We start from the raw sequence: 16,608 nt of genomic DNA, 5'->3' as shown, positions 1-16,608 counted from the left end.
ATCAAGAGAGAACGCCCGTGCTTGAAGCCTACCGCACCCATGTCGCCCAACGCGCCAAAGAAGACCTGCCGCCTCTGCCGCTGGATGCCGAGCAGACCGCCGCCCTGGTGGAATTGCTGAAGAACCCGCCGGCCGGTGAGGAGCAGCTGCTCGTCGATCTGCTGGAAAACCGGGTGCCGCCGGGGGTGGATCAGGCCGCTTACGTCAAGGCCGCCTTTCTCACCGCCCTGGCCAAGGGCGAGGCGAACAGCCCGCTGATCGACCGCAAGCGTGCCACCTTCCTGCTCGGCACCATGCTCGGCGGCTACAACGTCGCGCCGCTGATCGAACTGCTGGATGATGAGCAGACCAGCCACGAGGCGGTACTCGCCCTGTCCAAGACCATCCTGGTGTACGACGCCTTCCACGACATCCGGCAAATGTCCGACGCCGAGCACCCGGCCGCCCGCGACGTGCTGCAATCCTGGTGTGATGCCGACTGGTTCAACAACCGACCCATGCTGGATGAGGAACTCACCCTGACTGTATTCAAGGTGCCCGGCGAGACCAATACCGACGACCTGTCGCCGGCCACCGAGGCCTGGAGTCGCCCGGATATCCCCCTGCACGCCAAGGCGATGCTGGCGAGCAAGATGGAAAACGCCCTGGAGATCATCGACCAGCTCAAGGCCAAGGGTCACCCGCTGGTCTATGTGGGTGACGTGGTGGGCACCGGATCTTCACGCAAATCCGCCATCAACTCCCTGCTCTGGCACATGGGTGAGGATATCCCTTATATCCCCAACAAGCGTCAGGGCGGGGTGATCCTCGGTGGCAAGATAGCGCCGATCTTCTTCAACACGGCGGAAGACTCCGGTGCCCTGCCCATCGAGTGTTCGGTGGACGCCCTGGAGATGGGTGATGTCATCACCCTTAAGCCCTACGAAGGCGTGATCGAGAAAGACGGCCAGACCCTGGTGCGGTTTGCGCTCAAGCCCACTACCTTGCTGGATGAGGTGCGGGCCGGCGGGCGCATTCCGCTGATTATCGGCCGTGGCCTCACCGATCGTGCCCGCGAGGCCAAGGGCTATCCGGTCTCGCAAGCCTTTAGCCGACCGCAGCCGCAGGCCGACAGCGGCAAGGGCTTTACCCTGGCGCAGAAGATGGTCGGCAAGGCCTGCGGTGTTCCCGGCGTGCGCCCCGGCACCTATTGCGAGCCGCGCATGAGCACCGTCGGCTCCCAGGACACCACCGGCGCCATGACCCGCGACGAGCTCAAGGAGCTGGCCTGCCTGGGTTTCTCCGCCGATCTGGTGATGCAGTCCTTCTGCCACACTGCGGCCTATCCCAAGCCAGTGGATGTCAGGCTGCAACGCAGCCTGCCAAGTTTCATGAGCACCCGTGGCGGCGTCAGCCTGCGCCCCGGCGATGGCGTCATCCACTCCTGGCTCAACCGTATGATTCTGCCGGATGGCGTCGGTACCGGCGGCGACTCCCACACCCGTTTTCCCATCGGCATCAGCTTCCCCGCCGGTTCAGGCCTGGTGGCCTTCGCCGCCGCCCTGGGGGTGATGCCGCTGGATATGCCGGAATCCGTGCTGGTGCGCTTCAGCGGCCAGATGCAGCCGGGCATTACCCTGCGCGACCTGGTCAACGCCATCCCCTATGTGGCGATACAGAAGGGGCTCTTGACGGTGGAAAAGAAGGGCAAGAAGAATGTTTTCAGCGGCCGCGTACTGGAGATCGAGGGCCTGCCGGATCTCAAGGTGGAGCAGGCCTTCGAGCTGTCCGACGCCTCTGCCGAGCGCTCCGCCAACGGTTGTACCGTGCGCCTGAACCAGGAGCCGATCATCGAGTTCCTGCGCTCCAACATCAGCCTGCTGCAGTGGATGATCGCCAACGGCTATCAGGACGCCCGCAGCCTGCAACGGCGCATCGACGCCATGCAGCAGTGGCTGGACGACCCCCGGCTGCTGGAGCCGGATGCCGATGCCGAGTACGCCGAGATCATCGAAATCGACCTCAACCAGATCACCGAGCCGCTGCTGGCCTGCCCCAACGACCCTGACGACATCAAGCCGCTGTCGGCGGTGGCAGATACCCCCATCGACGAGGTCTTCATCGGCAGCTGCATGACCAACATCGGCCACTACCGCGCAGCGGGTAAGGTGCTGGAAAGCCTGGGCAGTGCCGTGCCCACCCGGCTGTGGGTAGCGCCGCCGACCAAGATGGACCAGCGCCAGCTGATCGAAGAGGGCATCTACAACATCTACGGCCGTGCCGGCGCGCGCACCGAGATGCCCGGCTGCTCCCTGTGCATGGGCAACCAGGCGCGGGTGGCGGACAACAGCAGCGTGGTCTCCACCTCCACGCGCAACTTCCCCAACCGGCTGGGCAAGGGCGCCAACGTCTATCTGGCATCAGCGGAGCTGGCCGCCGTGGCCGCAGCCCTGGGTCGCCTGCCGCAGACCACCGAGTACCTGCAGCGGGTGGAATCCATTGCCAGCAACGCGGCGGAGATCTACCGTTACCTCAACTTCGACCAAATGGAGGACTACAAGAGCACCTGAGGGGTGATTGTGCTTGCCTTTGCTTGGGCCTCGACGGGATAATCCGGGCTATAAGTTGCACTTATTCCAATTTTCCTTGCTTTATACCCCTTGCCGGGTGCGGAGGCGTTGATGGCGGACAGGCGATTACAGGTATTTCATACCGTGGCGCGGTTGTTGAGCTTTACCAAGGCGGCCGAGTCGCTGCACATGACCCAGCCGGCGGTGACCTTTCAGGTGCGTCAGCTGGAGGAGCATTTCAATACCCGCCTGTTTGACCGCACCCATAATCGCATCAGCCTGACCGAGGCCGGTGTGCGCGTATTTGGCTTTGCCGACCAGATCTTTGACCTCTACAACCAGATGGAAAACGAGGTGCGGGAGCTGACCGGCGACATCAGTGGCGTGGTGCTGATCGGTGCCAGTACCACCATCGCCGAGTACATGCTGCCGGCCCTGCTGGGGGACTTCAAGGCGCGTTACCCGGACGTGGAGATCCAGCTGCGGGTGTCCAATTCCGATGGCATCGTCTCCATGGTGGAGAGCAATGCCATCGATCTGGGGGTGGTGGAGTCACCGGTGGCGAACAAGAATCTGGTGGTGGAGCACTGCACCGAGGACCAGCTGGTGGCCATTCTGCCCCAGGGCCATCCCCTGGCTCGGCTGAAAAAACTGACCTTCAAGCGGCTGCTGGATTATCCCTTTATCTGCCGCGAGGAGGGCTCGGGTACCCGTGAGGTGATTGGCGATTATCTGACCACCCAGAACGGCGATAATGACCTGCACATGCATGTGGCCATGGAGTTGGGCAGCCCCGAGGCGGTGAAGGGCGCGGTGGAGGCGGGCATGGGGGTGTCGATAATGTCCGGCTCCACCATCCAGAAGGAGCTGCGCCTGGGTACCCTGGTGGCGGTGCCCCTGGACCCGCCCATGACCCGGCCCTTCTCCTTCGTGCACCAGAAGCAGAAATTCCGCCTGCGGGTGATGGAAGAGCTGCTGGACTTTGCCCGCAGCTATTGCCGGGAGCAGTAGCCATGCTCATGCCGCATCCCCCATTCAACGCTGGTGCCGGCAGCAGCCCGGAGGAGCGCGAACTCTTGCGCCTCTACCGGGAACTCAATGGCCAGGACAAGGCCAGCCTCAGGGCCTTTGCCGCCTTTTTGCACCAGCGCTTTCAGGAGGAGCTGGGCGGTGCCGAACCCGTGCGCCACGAGCCCAGGCCCATCCCCCGGCCGGAGGAGGAGACCGTGGTGGGGGCGATCAAGCGCCTGTCCGAGTCCTTCTACATGCTGGATCGCTCCCAGATGCTGCATGAGACCTCCGGCCTGATGACCGAGCACCTGCTGCAGGGGCGCGATGCCATGGATGTTATCGACGAGCTGGAGGCAATGTTTCAGCGCCATTTTGCCAATTATCAGGGACAGGCCAAGGACCAGGGGCGCGATTGATGCAGTTGCTCACCGCTTGGTTCCGGCGCCAGTTTGCCAATCCCCAGGTGGTCTATCTGACCCTGCTGCTGCTGGTGGGGTTTGGCGTGGTGCTGAGCATGGGCGATATGCTGTTGCCGGTGCTGGCCAGTATTGTCATCGCCTACCTGTTGGAGGGCGTGGTGGCCCCCTTGCAGCACCGCGCCCTACCGCGTTTCTGGGCGGTGCTGCTGGTATTTTGCGGTTTCATGCTGTTTTTGGTGCTGCTGATCTTTGGACTTTTACCGCAGTTGTCGCGGCAGATCACCGATCTGGTCAACCAGCTGCCGTTGATGATATCCGAGGGTCAACAGGCTTTGATGCTGCTGCCCGAGCGCTATCCCGATCTGCTCAGCACCGAGCAGGTGCAGGAGGTCATGGGTACTCTGCGCACCGAGTTGGCCAATCTGGGACAGAAGGTGCTGTCCCTGTCCCTGGCCTCCCTGGTGGGGCTGATCACCATTCTGGTGTATCTGGTGCTGATGCCCCTGCTGGTGTTCTTCTTTCTCAAGGATAAGGATCTGATCCTGGCATGGAGCACCCGTTTTCTGCCCTCCCAGCGGGATCTGGCCCTGCAGATCTGGGAGGATGTGGACCGCCAGATCGCCAACTACGTGCGCGGCAAGTTCTGGGAGATCCTCATCGTCGGCAGCGCCAGCTTTGTCACCTTCCGTTTGTTTGGCCTCAACTACGCGGTGTTGCTGGCGGTGCTGGTGGGGCTGTCGGTGATCATCCCCTATATAGGTGCCGCCGTGGTTACCTTCCCGGTGGTCCTGATCGCCTGGTTTCAATGGGGCTGGGGGCCGGACTTCATCTGGCTGACGGTGTCCTACTTCATCATCCAGGCGTTGGATGGCAACGTGCTGGTACCCCTGCTGTTCTCCGAGGTGGTCAACCTGCATCCGGTGGCCATTATCGTTGCTATCCTGGTATTTGGCGGTTTCTGGGGCTTTTGGGGGGTGTTCTTCGCTATCCCCCTGGCTACCCTGGTGCAGGCCGTCATCACCTCCTGGCCGGGGCCGGATGAGGAGTGATGCCGTTTTTGCCTTGGCCTTTTGCTCGGTGAGCAGCGTTCAGTGCTGCCAGGCCACTTGGCTGTTGCCTTGGAGTAACCACTTGCGGATGCGGTTTGAGTCGCCGTAGGGGGTGAGCTTGCCCTGTGCCTTGAGCAGTATGATGGTGAGGTCCTGACCTGCGGTGCGGGCGCGCATGACCAGGCAGCGACCGGCCTCGCGTATGTAGCCGGTCTTGGAGAGCAGTACCTCCCAGTTCGGGTTGTCGTTGCGCAGAAAGCGATTGGTCACCCGGTACTCCAGGGGGCCGCGGTTCTTGAAGGGATAGACCTGGTTGTAGGTACTGGTGGTGGCCCGGCGGATCAGCGGATAGTCCATGGCGGCCTGTACCAGCTTGGCCAGGTCGTTGGCGGTGGAGATGTTGTTCGGGCTCAGGCCGGTGGGGTCGGCAAACCGGGTGTGGGACATGCCCAGGGCCTCGGCCTTTTGGTTCATTGCCTGGACAAAGCCTTTTACTCCACCGGGATAGTGACGGGCCAGGGCGTGGGCGGCGCGGTTTTCCGAGGAGGACAGGCTGATGGTGAGCATCTTGCCCCGACTCAGACGCCCGCCGAAGCGCAGGCGTGAGCTGGTGTTCTTCAGGGTATCGCGATCGGCCTTGGTGATCTTGAGGATCTGGTCCAGGGGCTGGCCTGCATCCAGCACCACCATGGCGGTCATGAGCTTGGTGATGGAGGCGATGGGGGTGGCTTGATCGGCGTTCTTGCTGATCAGTGGCTTGCCTTGTCCATTCAGCACCAGGGCATGGGCGGCGCGGATATTTGGCTGTTTGGATTGGGCCAGGACCAGGCCGTTGCTGCCCAGCATGAGTACCAGGGGCAGGAGCGCGAGTGCGATGAGATAGCGTAACATGGGATGTCCTCTGTCGATCCGTGGGCGCTACTTTAGCCAAAAATGGCAGTGCTTCATAGGGGCTGCGGGCAGCGAAATGCTATAATCGGCGGTTTGTTGTCTTGAACAGGGTGGGATTATGCCAAGCCACGCAATCGAGGCTGGGTTGGCCGGGCTTGATCGGCGCAACGGGTTGCCCCTGCTGGCGGGTGCCAGCATAGGCCTGGAGAAGGAGGCCCTGAGGGTGGCCCCCGAGGGGGGGGTGAGCCAGGCCCCCCATCCGCAGGCGCTGGGCTCGGCCCTGACCCATCCCTGGATCACCACCGATTATTCCGAGGCCCTGCTGGAGTTGGTCACGCCGCCCTTTGCCGGGATCGATCCGGCACTGGAGTTCCTCGCCGATCTTCAGACCTGGGTACAGCAGCGCCTGCCCGAGGAGCTGTTGTGGGCCACCAGTATGCCCTGTGTCCTGCACGGCGAGGACAGCATCCCCATTGCCCGCTACGGTGACTCCAATGCCGGGCGCATGAAGCACATCTACCGGGTCGGGCTGGGGCACAGGTATGGGCGGGTGATGCAGGTGATTGCCGGGGTGCATTTCAATTACTCGGTCGATCCCGCCTTCTGGCCCCTGTGGCAGCAGCAGCGGCGGGACGGCTCCAGTCTGCGTGACTTTACCGATGCCTGCTACATGGGCCTGCTGCGCAATCTGCAGCGCTTCGGCTGGCTGGTGCCTTATCTGTTCGGGGCCTCGCCCGCGGTGTGCAAGTCCTTTTTTCAACAGCGGCCCCGGCACATGCAGGCGTTTGACGAGGGCACCTATTACGAACCCTTCGCCACCTCTCTGCGCATGGGCGACATCGGTTATCAGAACCGCAAGGAGGAGGGCGTCGGGATCAAGGCCAACTACGACTCCCTGGTCGATTACCTGGCCTCCCTGAGCCATGCCATCTCTACCCCGGCCCTGATCTGGGAGGAGATCGGCGTCAAGCTGGACGGGGAATACCGCCAGCTCAATGCCAACATCCTGCAGATCGAGAACGAGTATTACAGTACGGTACGCCCCAAGCAGCCATTGCAGGGGCTGGAGAAGCCCGTTGAGGCCCTGGGTCAGCGCGGTATCCGCTATGTGGAACTGCGTTCATTGGATGTCAATATCTATCAGCCAACCGGGGTGGATGGGGTACAGCTGCGCTTTTTGCATCTGTTGATGCAGTTCTGCCTGCTGCTGGACAGCCCGCCCCTGGACCGGCGCGAGCGCCGTGAGATCGACCTCAACCTGGCCGCCGTGGCCCACCGTGGCCGTGAACCGGGCCTGTGCCTGCAACGCCAGGGTGAGGCCGTGGAGCTGCGCCGCTGGGCCGACGAGCTGTTACAGGCGATGCTTCCGCTGTGTGATTCCATGGGCCGGGCGCGACCGGACTATGCGCAGGCCCTGGAGCAGCAGCGGGAAAAGGTGCGCGACCCCAACGCCACGCCCTCGGCGCTGATACTGCAAGAGATGCGCGAGCAGGGCGAGGGCTTTTATCCGTTTGCCCAGCGCATGTCGCGGCAGCACCGCCGTTTCTTCGCCCAGCGGCGGCTGGGGGCAGGGGTGCAGGCCTCGTTTGATGCAGAGGTGGAACGCTCCTTGCAGAAGCAGCGGGAGACAGAGGCGGCAGACCGGGTGGATTTTGACCAATTCCTCAGTGCCTATCAGGCCAGGGGATTGGTGTGAGAGGGTATTGCCGCTGCCAGTGATCCTGGGAGCGCCGAGTGCTGGCTCGGAGGTGTAAGGTTGCAGCCCGGATAATGGAGTGCAACGGAATCCGGGGTTGCCACAGCCCATTCCATTGTCCAGTTCAGAGGTCCTTGCGGCCGACGCTGCCGGACCAGATTGTTATGAGACAGACTATCCCTTTCATTATCAGTTCCCTGCTACTGCTCGCGCTGTCGGCACCGCTGCTGGCGGTGTTTGATCCCCTGGCGGACCTGGAGCGCAGCATGGCCGGTAACAGTTCCCTGCAGCACCTGCTGCGCCGACAGCTGGGCGGGCGCAGCCAGGGGGCGCTGCTGTCGGCCAGCGACTGGGCGCAACTGGTCCGGTTCTATCACACCCGCGACTACCAGACCCTGTGGATCCTCGATCAGCGGCGGCCGGCCGACTGGATCGAACAGGTGCTGGAGCGGGTGCGCGCCACCCCCTTTACCGGCATTGGCGACGAATGGCTGGTGCCCTTCTCTGAATTCCGCCCGGATGCCCCGCTGAAACAGCGCCTGGTGGAGTATGAGCTGAGGTTCAGCGAGCTGCTGCTGACCTATGCCCGGACCCTTGCCGTGGGGCGGCTCTCGCCCAAGCGTTATGACCCGGACTGGCTGATCAAGTCCCAGGACTACAGCGTGCAGGGGTTCCTCGGCCAGGTGGTGCGGGGGGAGCAGAGCCTGCTGCAACTGCTTGATGGGCTGCCACCGCGCCATGCCGGCTACCAGCGATTGACCCAGGTGTATGGCTACTACCGGGCGATTGCCGAACGGGGCGGCTGGGCCAGCCTGCCGCAACAGATTCCCCTGCTGCGGCCGGGGGATAGTTCACGCTGGGTGCCCGCCCTGCGGCGACGAATCAAGGCCGAGTTCAGCTTCAACAGCCTGGAGCCGGAGGACTCACCGCGCTACGAGTCGGACCTGGTGGCGGCGGTGCGGGCCTTTCAGTGGCGCAATGGCCTGACCGCAGACGGGGTGGTTGGCCCGGCCACCCGCGCCGAACTGGATGTCCCGGTGGAGCAGCGCCTGCGCAGCATCATTGCCAGCCTGGAGCGCTGGCGCTGGCTGCCACGGAATCTTGACGGTCGGTTTTTGATGGTCAATATTCCGGCGTTTGAGCTAACCCTCTACGAGGGGGATAACCCATTCTGGACCACCCGGGTGATCGTCGGCCGCAAGGAGCGGCCCAGCCCGTCCATCTCCAGCACCATCACCCAACTCAAGGTCAACCCCAAGTGGCATGTGCCCGAGTCCATCAGCATCAGAGACCTGGTGCCCAAGCAGCTGAGCAACCCCAAGTACCTGCAGCAGTCCGGCTATCAGGTGCTGTTGCGTGACATGAGCCAGGTGGTGGACCCGGCAGAGATCGACTGGGCCTATTATCTCACCGCAGAGGATTTCCCCTATCTGCTGCGCCAAGAGGCGGGAGAGAGCAATGCCCTGGGCCGACTGAAGTTTGAGATGCCCAGCGCCCACGCCATCTATCTGCATGATACGCCAAGCAGAAATCTGTTCGAGCGGGAGCAGCGGGCGTACAGCTCGGGCTGTGTGCGGGTACAGCAGCCCTATGAGTTGGCAGGCATGTTGCTTAACAAGACTGAACCCGTCGCGGGACGCCGTCAACTGATCCAGGCGATCGAGGCGGGTGAAACCAAATATATCGGCTTGCCTGAGAAGATTCCGGTGTATTTGACCTATTTCACGACTTGGGTGGATGAGCAGGGTCAGGCGCATTTCAGGCGGGATATCTACGGCAGAAATGAAAAGTTTGCTGATGTATCCGTGCTAAGCGATTAAACGACCTTGAATAAAACCAATCTCTGGTTTAGTATTAGCGAACAATCCTCCTAAGAATCTGTATCAGAAAGGGTGTATTAATGTCTGAATACAAACAAGATTCCGATAACGACGGCCTGATTATCACGCCCTCGCGTCGACTCTTTCTCGGCGCTGCCGTGGCCGGCTCCACCCTGGGGCTGAGTGGCTGTAGCCTGATCGACATCCTCAGTGGAGACTTTTTCTCCTCCTGGAAGGATGAGGCCAAATCCAAGCGTGAACAGATCGTTCAGGGCAAGGCACCTTCCTCCAAGCGTCCATCAAGCACGCGCAACCGCAGCGCCATGCCCTTGCAACGCTACGATGCCCGCTACCTGGCCTTCCACAACACCCACACGGGTGAAAAGCTGAAGGTGACCTACTGGGAAGACGGCAAATACCTGAATGACGCCCTGGCCGAGGTCAACCACCATCTGCGTGATCACCGCAGCAACGAGGTGACCCAGATCGATAAGGGCCTGTTGGATCAGCTCTTTGTCCTGCGCAAGAAGCTCGATACCAACAGACCCTTCCAGATCATCTCCGGCTACCGCTCACCCAAGACCAATGCCTTGCTGCGTCGGCAGGGCAGGGGCGTGGCCCGGCGCAGCCTGCACATGTACGGTCGCGCCATCGATATCCGCGTCCCCGGCCACTCCCTCAGCCAGGTGCGCCTGGCGGCCCTGTCCATGCACTCCGGCGGCGTTGGCTATTATCCCGGCCCCCAATTCGTTCACCTGGACACCGGCCGCGTACGTCGCTGGTAGCCATCCCTTCTGACGACCGTGCAGCCAGTCCCACACCCAACCTGCTGGTGTGGAGCCTGGCTGCCTGCCTCCGAGCCAGCGCTCGGAGCTACCAGGGGGCTCCTTTTTAGCGCGCTGGACTCCCTCGAAGACGCTACGTCCTTTTGTTCCCTTTAAGGCCTGAAATCGAAGAGGCGGAAGCCCTGATCGGCCTGCAGGCTCAGGCAGACGGCACCTTCTGGCCGCCAGTCGCCCAGCACTATGCGTCTTTTGCCCTCGGCCGAGCCTCCCAGTTCATGCAACCCTGGCCGGTGGGTGTGGCCGTGGATCAGGCTCTGGGCCTGGTGCCGCTGCATATATCGCAGCAGGGTCTCCGGGTTGACGTCCATGATGTCCTGTGCCTTGAGCGAGGTGGCCTCGCCGCTGCGGCGGCGGTATTCCTGGGCCAGTTGCAGCCGCTGCCGTGGCGGTTTGGCGAGAAAATCGGCAATAAATTCGGGGCTGTGCAACAGGGCCCGCGCCCGCTGGTAGTCCTCATCATCGCTGCACAGCAGATCGCCGTGCATCAGCAGGCAGCGGCCGGTGGGCAGCTCCAGGCCCTGTTCCTCATTCAGCAGGTGGGCACCGCTGCGGGCGCAGAAGTCCTCCCCCAACAGAAAGTCACGGTTGCCGTGCTGCAGGTACAAGGCGCTGCCCTGGGCGGTCAGACCCCGCAAGAGATCGGCGATCTCCCGGCCAAAGGCATCCAGGGCATCATCCCCGATCCAGATATCGAACAGGTCGCCAAGGATGTAGAGCGCCTGGGCCGCTGGGGCACGCCGCTGGATAAAGGCCCGGAACAGCCGCGTTACCTCGGGTCGCTGGGCGGACAGGTGCAGATCGGCGATGAACAGGCGCTCGCCCATGCCTAGTTTGCCACAGGTTCCACTGTCGCCTTGTCGATGATCACGGGCTCCACCGGTACATCGGCGTGGCCAGCCTTGTTGCCGGTCTCCAGCGCCTTGATGCGATTCACCGTCTCCATGCCGTCCACCACCTTGCCGAACACGCAGTAGCCCCAGCCGTCCTGACCGGGGTGGTCGAGAAAGCCGTTGTCCGCCACGTTGATGAAGAACTGGGCGGTGGCCGAGTGGGGGTCCATGGTGCGCGCCATGGCGACGCTGCCGGTGATATTCTTCAGGCCGTTGTCGGCCTCGTTTTCAATCGGTGGCTCGGTGGCCTTCTGCATCATGTCCGCCATGAAACCGCCGCCCTGGATCATGAAGTTGTCGATTACCCGGTGAAAGATGGTCTTGTCATAGTGGCCGCTTTCGACATACTGGATGAAGTTGGCGCAGGTCTTGGGGGCCTTTTCCGTATCCAATTCGATACGGATGTCGCCCTGGTTGGTCTGGAGTCTTACCTGAGTCATGGGTTCTTAGAGCCTTTTGATGGATTTGATTACAACGGTCTTTTTCGGCACATTCTGCAGGCCGCCGGGGCGGTCCTCGGTGGCCTGTTCGGCGATCTTGTCCACCACGTCCATGCCGTCGATGACCTTGCCGAATACGGTGTAGCCCCAGCCGTCGAAGCTGGGGTGGTCCAGGTTGTTGTTGTCGGCGTGGTTGATGAAGAACTGGGCGGTGGCCGAATGAGGATCGGCGGTGCGCGCCATGGCGATGCTGCCACGGTCGTTCTTCAGGCCGTTCTTGGCCTCGTTGCGGACTGGGGCCAGGGTCTGTTTCTTGTTCAGGTCGCGGTCAAAACCACCGCCCTGGATCATGAAATCGTAGATCACCCGATGGAAGATGGTGCCATCGTAAAAGCCCTTGTCCACGTAGCGCAGGAAGTTCTCCACGGTCTTGGGGGCCTTGTCGGCATCCAGTTGCAGGCTGATGTCACCCAGAGAGGTCTGCATCAGTACCTTGATCGGGGCGGCCAGGAGGCTGCCGCTGCCGATCAGCAGCAGGCTGGCGAGGATGAGGGGGCGTATGGCGTGCATGGGCTGCTCCTTTGGGGTTTATAGGCGGGGCTATGATACGCACTGAGCGGGGCAGGGCAAAATCTCCCCGCCCTTTTGGCCTGAATCCCTCGCTGGGGCAATCTGTCGCTGGGACGCAAGCCCCCCGGGCTGCTATCATTCCGCGATGCCCAGAGGCACAACCCGGAATGCGGCGTTGGGTGCCAGGGCCGCGAGCGGCCTGTCGCTGCTTCCTTACCCGTGACATGCTGAACATCTGCCATGCTGAAGATTTACAACGACCTGCACAACCGTAAACAGACCTTTCGCCCCCTGGTTCCGGGCAAGGTGTCCCTCTATGTCTGCGGCATGACCGTGTATGACCACTGTCACCTGGGTCATGCCCGGGTGCTGGTGGTGTTTGACCTGGTCTATCGTTACCTCAAGCGACTCGGCTATGAGGTCAACTACATCCGCAACATTACGGATATCGACGACAAGATCATCCAGCGCGCCAACGAGCGCGGCGAGCCCTTCCTGCAGCTGACCCAGCGCTTCATCGATGCCATGCACGAGGATGCCGAGGCCCTGGCGGTGCTGCCGCCCGATGCCGAGCCCAGGGCCACCGAGCACCTGGCGCAGATCATCGCCATGGTGCAACGGCTGATCGACCGGGGCCACGCCTATCTGGCCGACAATGGCGATGTCTATTACAGCGTGCGCAGCTTTCCCGAGTACGGCAGGCTGTCGGGCAAGTCGATCGACGATCTGGAGTCTGGGGCGCGGGTGGCACCGGGGGAGATCAAGCGAGACCCGCTGGACTTCGTGCTGTGGAAGGCGGCCAAGCCCGGCGAGCCCAGCTGGCCCTCGCCCTGGGGTGAGGGGCGCCCTGGCTGGCATATCGAGTGCTCGGCCATGTCCACCCAGGCCCTGGGGGATACCTTCGATATCCACGGCGGCGGTGCCGATCTGATCTTCCCCCATCACGAGAACGAAATCGCCCAGTCCGAGGGGGCCACCGGGCATCCCTTCGTCAACTACTGGATGCACAACGGCTTTGTCCGCGTCAATGAGGAGAAGATGTCCAAGTCACTGGGCAATTTCTTCACCCTGCGCGAGTTGTTGGGGCGCTATCGTGGCGAGGAGATCCGTTACTTTATCCTCACCAGTCAGTACCGCAGCCCGTTGAATTACGATGAGGAACACCTGGATAACGCCCGCGCCGCCCTGACCCGTTTCTACACCGCCCTGCGCGGCCTGCCGCTGGATGTCCCGCCCAGCCGCCTGTTCGATCAGCGCTTTGCGGCGGCGATGAACGATGATTTCAATACCCCTGAGGCCCTGGCGGTGATGTTCGATCTGGTGCGTGAGATCAACCGCATCCGCAACCAGCAGCCGCAACAGGCGGCGGCGCTGGCGGCGGAACTGCGCTCGCTGGGGGCCGTGCTGGGGATAGTGCAGGCGGACCCCGAGGACTATCTGCGCGGCGGTGATCCACAGGTAGTACAGGGCCTCAGCGATGGCGAGATCGAGGCCCTGATCAGCGCCCGCAACGCCGCCAGGGCGGCCAAGGACTGGGCCGAAGCCGATCGTATCCGCGACCTGTTCAAGCAGCAGGGCATAGTGCTGGAGGACGGTGCGGACGGCACCGGCTGGCGGCGGCTCTAGCCTGGAGGGATCCTGGCACCGTCCCAACCAATTTTCGAGCCCCGAGTCCCGAAGCAGCCAAGAGGTATTTCATATTCTGTGGTGGCGTTGGCTGTCCCATGATTTTTAGTGTATGGAGATCTTGATGTTCAAGCAGTTAGCTGTTTTGACTCTTTTTGCTGGCGGTATTGCGCTGGGCTGGGTGCCGCCTGCCGCAGCCGCCTTTGGTGCCGAACTGTGCAAACAGAAAGAATACCAATGCGTGAAGGTGAAGAAGGGCCAAAGCTGGAGCTCGTTGTTTGCCAACGGCCGTCAGCGCGAGCTGGTGATGCGCCTGAATCGGATGAACACCCGGCTGCGCCCTGGTCAGGTGATTGCCGTGCCGAAAAAGCTCTCCGGGCTGGACCTGGATGATATCGCCCCCTTTCCCCAGGCGATCGAGGCCCCCCAGCGCAGCACCCTGGTGGTGGATCAGAAAAAACTGGCCTGGGGTGCCTACAGCCCCGAGGGCCGTCTGCTCAAGTGGGGGCCTATGTCCGGCGGCAAGAAGTGGTGTGCCGACATCAAGGAAAAGTGCCATACCCCGGCAGGCAAGTACACCGTATTCCGCAAGGAAGGGGCGGACTGCAAGTCCAGCAGCTTTCCTGTCGATAAGCCCGGTGGCGGCGCGCCCATGCCTTATTGCGTCTTCTTCAATGGCGGCATCGCCTTTCACGGCTCCGATAGCCTGCCCGGCTATAACGCCAGCCACGGCTGCGTGCGTATGTACACCGAGGATGCCCGCTGGCTGAACACCCGTTTCATCGAGATGGGCCGTACCCAAGTCCTGGTGGACAAGAATCTGCCCAAGGCCAGGTCTGGCGGTGCGGGGGCACCCAACTCGGCCTGGAATCTGGGCAGCCAGGGGCAGGGCGGGATAGAGGGATTTGCCTGGCACTGAGGGCCAATCCAGCCCATTCGCGCCTGCGGCAGCCGGGCAAGGCATGAACTTTGGCGTGCTACTTGCTATTGTGTGATCAGCTATTGTGTCACCAGCTATTGCGTGACCTGACTATTCGACCCCATGCCCCCGTTTCCTGCCCCGCTTGGGGGCGGCTGGCGGCAAAGGGGTCGTGCCAACTGCGGAGGAATCATGGCGAAAGGTGATCCTGAGGATGATGTCGAAGACGGCGAGGCCGCGGCGAATCCCAATAAAAAACTCATTATCATGATTGTCATCGGTGCCTTTGCGCTGATGATTCTCAGCGGCCTGGCGGTGTATCTGATCATGAGCGACGGGGGCGAGAAGAAACCCGATGAGCCGGAACAGACCGAGCAGGGCGAGCCCCAGGATGTGGATGAGAAGGGCAATCCGCTGCCCTATTTGTACTATTCTATAAAGCCGGCATTTCTGGTGACTCTACCGCCCGATGGCCAGCACCGCATGTTGCAGGTGTCGGTGGAGGTGATGACGCGACACCAGGACATGTTCAATTTCTTGACGGACAATGACCCCATGGTCAAGCATCACCTGCTCAATCTGTTCAGCAGCCAGAACTCCGAGGAGCTGAAGACCCGCGCCGGCAAGGAAAAGCTACAGGCCGAGCTGATCGCCAAGATCGATCAACTGGCCGAGGAAATGGGTATGGCAGAGGCCAAGGTGGCCAATGTCTATTTCACCAAGCTGGTGATGGAGTGACATGAGCGGCAGCGATCTTCTCTCCCAGGACGAAATCGACGCCCTGCTGCACGGCGTCGATGGCGGTGATGTCGAGACCGAGACCGATGAGGGCCTGCCCGATGGGGATGCCTCAGTTTATGACTTTGCCAGTCAGGACCGCATCGTGCGTGGGCGCATGCCCACCCTGGAGATGATCAACGAGCGTTTTGGCCGTTATTACCGCACCAGCCTGTTCAACATGCTCAGGCGCACCGCCGATATTTCCGTCTCGGCGGTGCAGATGGTCAAGTTCTCTGAATTCGTGCACAGCCTGTTCGTGCCCACCAGTCTCAACATAGTGCGTATCTCGCCCTTGCGCGGCAAGGCCCTGGTGATCTTCGACCCCAAGCTGGTATTCAGCGTGGTGGACTGTTATTTCGGCGGCAGTGGACGCTTTCACACCAAGATCGAGGGGCGTGATTTCACCCCCACCGAAAACCGCGTCATCCAGATCCTGCTCAAGCATGTCTTTATTGATATGCAGGCCTCCTGGGCACCCGTGCTCCATGTTGACTTTTCCTTTGAAAACATGGAGGTGAATCCGCAGTTTGCGAACATCGTGAATCCCAGCGAGGTGGTGGTGGTATCCAGCTTCCACGTCGATCTGGAAAGCGGCAGCGGCGATTTCCATGTCTGCCTGCCCTATTCCATGCTGGAGCCGATCCGCGAGTTGCTCGATGCCGGGGTACACAGTGAGCGGGGCGAGGCCGATGCCCGCTGGACCAAGGCCATCCGTGAAGAATTGATGCGGGTACGGCTGGAGTTGCACAGCGTACTCACCGAGACCCAGCTGACCCTGCGCCAGGTGGCCAAGCTCAAGCCGGGGGACATTATCCCGGTGGAGATCCCGGAGACCCTGGATGTCCTCTCCCAGGATATTCCCGTGTTCAATGGCAGGCTGGGGGTGTCCGATGAGCACTATGCGATCCAGGTCAACGAATGGTTGGCACGGGAGACGGTCAACCCCTTGCAGGAGCTGGTCGATGCAGCGAAAAAACCGGGCTGAGGATGGTCTGAAAAGCCAGGGTGACTACTCAGGCCGTTAAGCCCCTAACCGAGGAGAGCTTGCTGGGTAGAGAGTTGGCCCCCTTTGTTAAAGGGAGGGATTTGACTCTCTCCCTTTA

15 protein-coding genes are annotated in these 16,608 nt (G+C 61.8%); 11 read left to right on the top strand and 4 right to left on the bottom strand.

All coding sequences use genetic code 11. The features are described 5' to 3' along the window. Positions 1-17 precede the first annotated feature (17 nt). The 4 genes from acnB to D5125_01700 all read left to right on the top strand — a co-directional run bounded on the left by acnB (position 18) and on the right by D5125_01700 (position 5,028). Positions 18-2,549, top strand: coding sequence for a bifunctional aconitate hydratase 2/2-methylisocitrate dehydratase (gene acnB / locus D5125_01715; GenBank protein ID QFY88296.1), 2,532 nt, complete (start codon positions 18-20; stop codon positions 2,547-2,549). Between the two features lie 111 nt (positions 2,550-2,660). After that, positions 2,661-3,560 (top strand): LysR family transcriptional regulator, encoded by a 900-nt coding sequence (locus D5125_01710; protein ID QFY88295.1) that lies wholly within the window; start codon positions 2,661-2,663, stop codon positions 3,558-3,560. 2 nt (positions 3,561-3,562) lie between these two features. Beyond that, a complete protein-coding gene (locus tag D5125_01705) occupies positions 3,563-3,976 on the top strand; it encodes a hypothetical protein (protein ID QFY88294.1) in 414 nt (137 codons plus the stop codon). After that, positions 3,976-5,028 (top strand): AI-2E family transporter, encoded by a 1,053-nt coding sequence (locus tag D5125_01700; protein QFY88293.1) that lies wholly within the window; start codon positions 3,976-3,978, stop codon positions 5,026-5,028. Before D5125_01705 ends, D5125_01700 begins: the two co-directional genes overlap by 1 nt. 39 nt (positions 5,029-5,067) lie before the next feature. On the opposite strand, the gene D5125_01695 is transcribed toward D5125_01700, so the two are convergent. Then, complete coding sequence (locus D5125_01695) at positions 5,068-5,919, bottom strand: serine hydrolase (GenBank protein QFY88292.1); 852 nt, start codon at positions 5,917-5,919, stop codon at positions 5,068-5,070. 118 nt (positions 5,920-6,037) lie between these two features. Here D5125_01695 and D5125_01690 point away from each other — a divergent pair, with 118 nt between their 5' ends. The 3 genes from D5125_01690 to D5125_01680 all read left to right on the top strand — a co-directional run bounded on the left by D5125_01690 (position 6,038) and on the right by D5125_01680 (position 10,220). Then, positions 6,038-7,615: a glutamate--cysteine ligase gene (locus tag D5125_01690; GenBank protein QFY88291.1), complete on the top strand. Its 1,578-nt coding sequence runs from the start codon at positions 6,038-6,040 to the stop codon at positions 7,613-7,615. A gap of 164 nt (positions 7,616-7,779) precedes the next feature. After that, positions 7,780-9,435, top strand: coding sequence for a L,D-transpeptidase family protein (locus tag D5125_01685; GenBank protein ID QFY88290.2), 1,656 nt, complete (start codon positions 7,780-7,782; stop codon positions 9,433-9,435). Between the two features lie 323 nt (positions 9,436-9,758). Then, positions 9,759-10,220: a DUF882 domain-containing protein gene (locus D5125_01680; GenBank protein ID QFY91029.1), complete on the top strand. Its 462-nt coding sequence runs from the start codon at positions 9,759-9,761 to the stop codon at positions 10,218-10,220. Positions 10,221-10,372: 152 nt separating this feature from the next. Here D5125_01680 and D5125_01675 read toward each other — a convergent pair whose 3' ends face one another. From D5125_01675 to D5125_01665, 3 genes are read right to left on the bottom strand one after another with little or no spacing between them, the layout of a single operon-like run. Further along, complete coding sequence (locus D5125_01675; GenBank protein QFY88289.1) at positions 10,373-11,104, bottom strand: UDP-2,3-diacylglucosamine diphosphatase; 732 nt, start codon at positions 11,102-11,104, stop codon at positions 10,373-10,375. A gap of 2 nt (positions 11,105-11,106) precedes the next feature. After that, positions 11,107-11,610: a peptidyl-prolyl cis-trans isomerase gene (locus D5125_01670; protein ID QFY88288.1), complete on the bottom strand. Its 504-nt coding sequence runs from the start codon at positions 11,608-11,610 to the stop codon at positions 11,107-11,109. A 6-nt stretch (positions 11,611-11,616) separates the two neighbouring features. Beyond that, positions 11,617-12,180 (bottom strand): peptidyl-prolyl cis-trans isomerase, encoded by a 564-nt coding sequence (locus D5125_01665; GenBank protein ID QFY88287.1) that lies wholly within the window; start codon positions 12,178-12,180, stop codon positions 11,617-11,619. 240 nt (positions 12,181-12,420) lie between these two features. Between D5125_01665 and D5125_01660 the strand changes: the two genes are divergently transcribed. The 4 genes from D5125_01660 (at position 12,421) to fliM (ending at position 16,490) form a co-directional block, all read left to right on the top strand. Then, complete coding sequence (locus tag D5125_01660; GenBank protein QFY88286.1) at positions 12,421-13,806, top strand: cysteine--tRNA ligase; 1,386 nt, start codon at positions 12,421-12,423, stop codon at positions 13,804-13,806. Between the two features lie 241 nt (positions 13,807-14,047). Continuing rightward, on the top strand, positions 14,048-14,725 hold the full coding sequence (locus D5125_01655; protein ID QFY88285.2) for a L,D-transpeptidase: 678 nt from the start codon (positions 14,048-14,050) through the stop codon (positions 14,723-14,725). A 192-nt stretch (positions 14,726-14,917) separates the two neighbouring features. Then, positions 14,918-15,463, top strand: coding sequence for a flagellar basal body-associated FliL family protein (locus D5125_01650; GenBank protein ID QFY88284.2), 546 nt, complete (start codon positions 14,918-14,920; stop codon positions 15,461-15,463). 1 nt (position 15,464) lies between these two features. Continuing rightward, on the top strand, positions 15,465-16,490 hold the full coding sequence (gene fliM, locus D5125_01645; protein QFY88283.1) for a flagellar motor switch protein FliM: 1,026 nt from the start codon (positions 15,465-15,467) through the stop codon (positions 16,488-16,490). The last annotated feature ends 118 nt before the right edge of the window (positions 16,491-16,608 follow it).

Source organism: gamma proteobacterium SS-5 (genome assembly GCA_009497875.2).
In the GTDB taxonomy this organism is placed as follows: domain Bacteria; phylum Pseudomonadota; class Gammaproteobacteria; order Chromatiales; family Chromatiaceae; genus Magnetovirga; species Magnetovirga frankeli.
The sequence above is the reverse complement of the archived record's forward strand: the minus strand, read 5'-3'. Positions and strand labels throughout refer to the sequence as shown.

Coding starts and splice junctions, on each gene's coding strand:
- D5125_01710 (QFY88295.1), top strand. CDS start 2,661: ATGGCGGACAGGCGATTACAGGTATTTCATACCGTGGCGCGGTTGTTG.
- D5125_01705 (QFY88294.1), top strand. CDS start 3,563: ATGCTCATGCCGCATCCCCCATTCAACGCTGGTGCCGGCAGCAGCCCG.
- D5125_01700 (QFY88293.1), top strand. CDS start 3,976: ATGCAGTTGCTCACCGCTTGGTTCCGGCGCCAGTTTGCCAATCCCCAG.
- D5125_01695 (QFY88292.1), bottom strand. CDS start 5,919: ATGTTACGCTATCTCATCGCACTCGCGCTCCTGCCCCTGGTACTCATG.
- D5125_01690 (QFY88291.1), top strand. CDS start 6,038: ATGCCAAGCCACGCAATCGAGGCTGGGTTGGCCGGGCTTGATCGGCGC.
- D5125_01685 (QFY88290.2), top strand. CDS start 7,780: ATGAGACAGACTATCCCTTTCATTATCAGTTCCCTGCTACTGCTCGCG.
- D5125_01680 (QFY91029.1), top strand. CDS start 9,759: ATGCCCTTGCAACGCTACGATGCCCGCTACCTGGCCTTCCACAACACC.
- D5125_01675 (QFY88289.1), bottom strand. CDS start 11,104: ATGGGCGAGCGCCTGTTCATCGCCGATCTGCACCTGTCCGCCCAGCGA.
- D5125_01670 (QFY88288.1), bottom strand. CDS start 11,610: ATGACTCAGGTAAGACTCCAGACCAACCAGGGCGACATCCGTATCGAA.
- D5125_01665 (QFY88287.1), bottom strand. CDS start 12,180: ATGCACGCCATACGCCCCCTCATCCTCGCCAGCCTGCTGCTGATCGGC.
- D5125_01660 (QFY88286.1), top strand. CDS start 12,421: ATGCTGAAGATTTACAACGACCTGCACAACCGTAAACAGACCTTTCGC.
- D5125_01650 (QFY88284.2), top strand. CDS start 14,918: ATGGCGAAAGGTGATCCTGAGGATGATGTCGAAGACGGCGAGGCCGCG.
- fliM (QFY88283.1), top strand. CDS start 15,465: ATGAGCGGCAGCGATCTTCTCTCCCAGGACGAAATCGACGCCCTGCTG.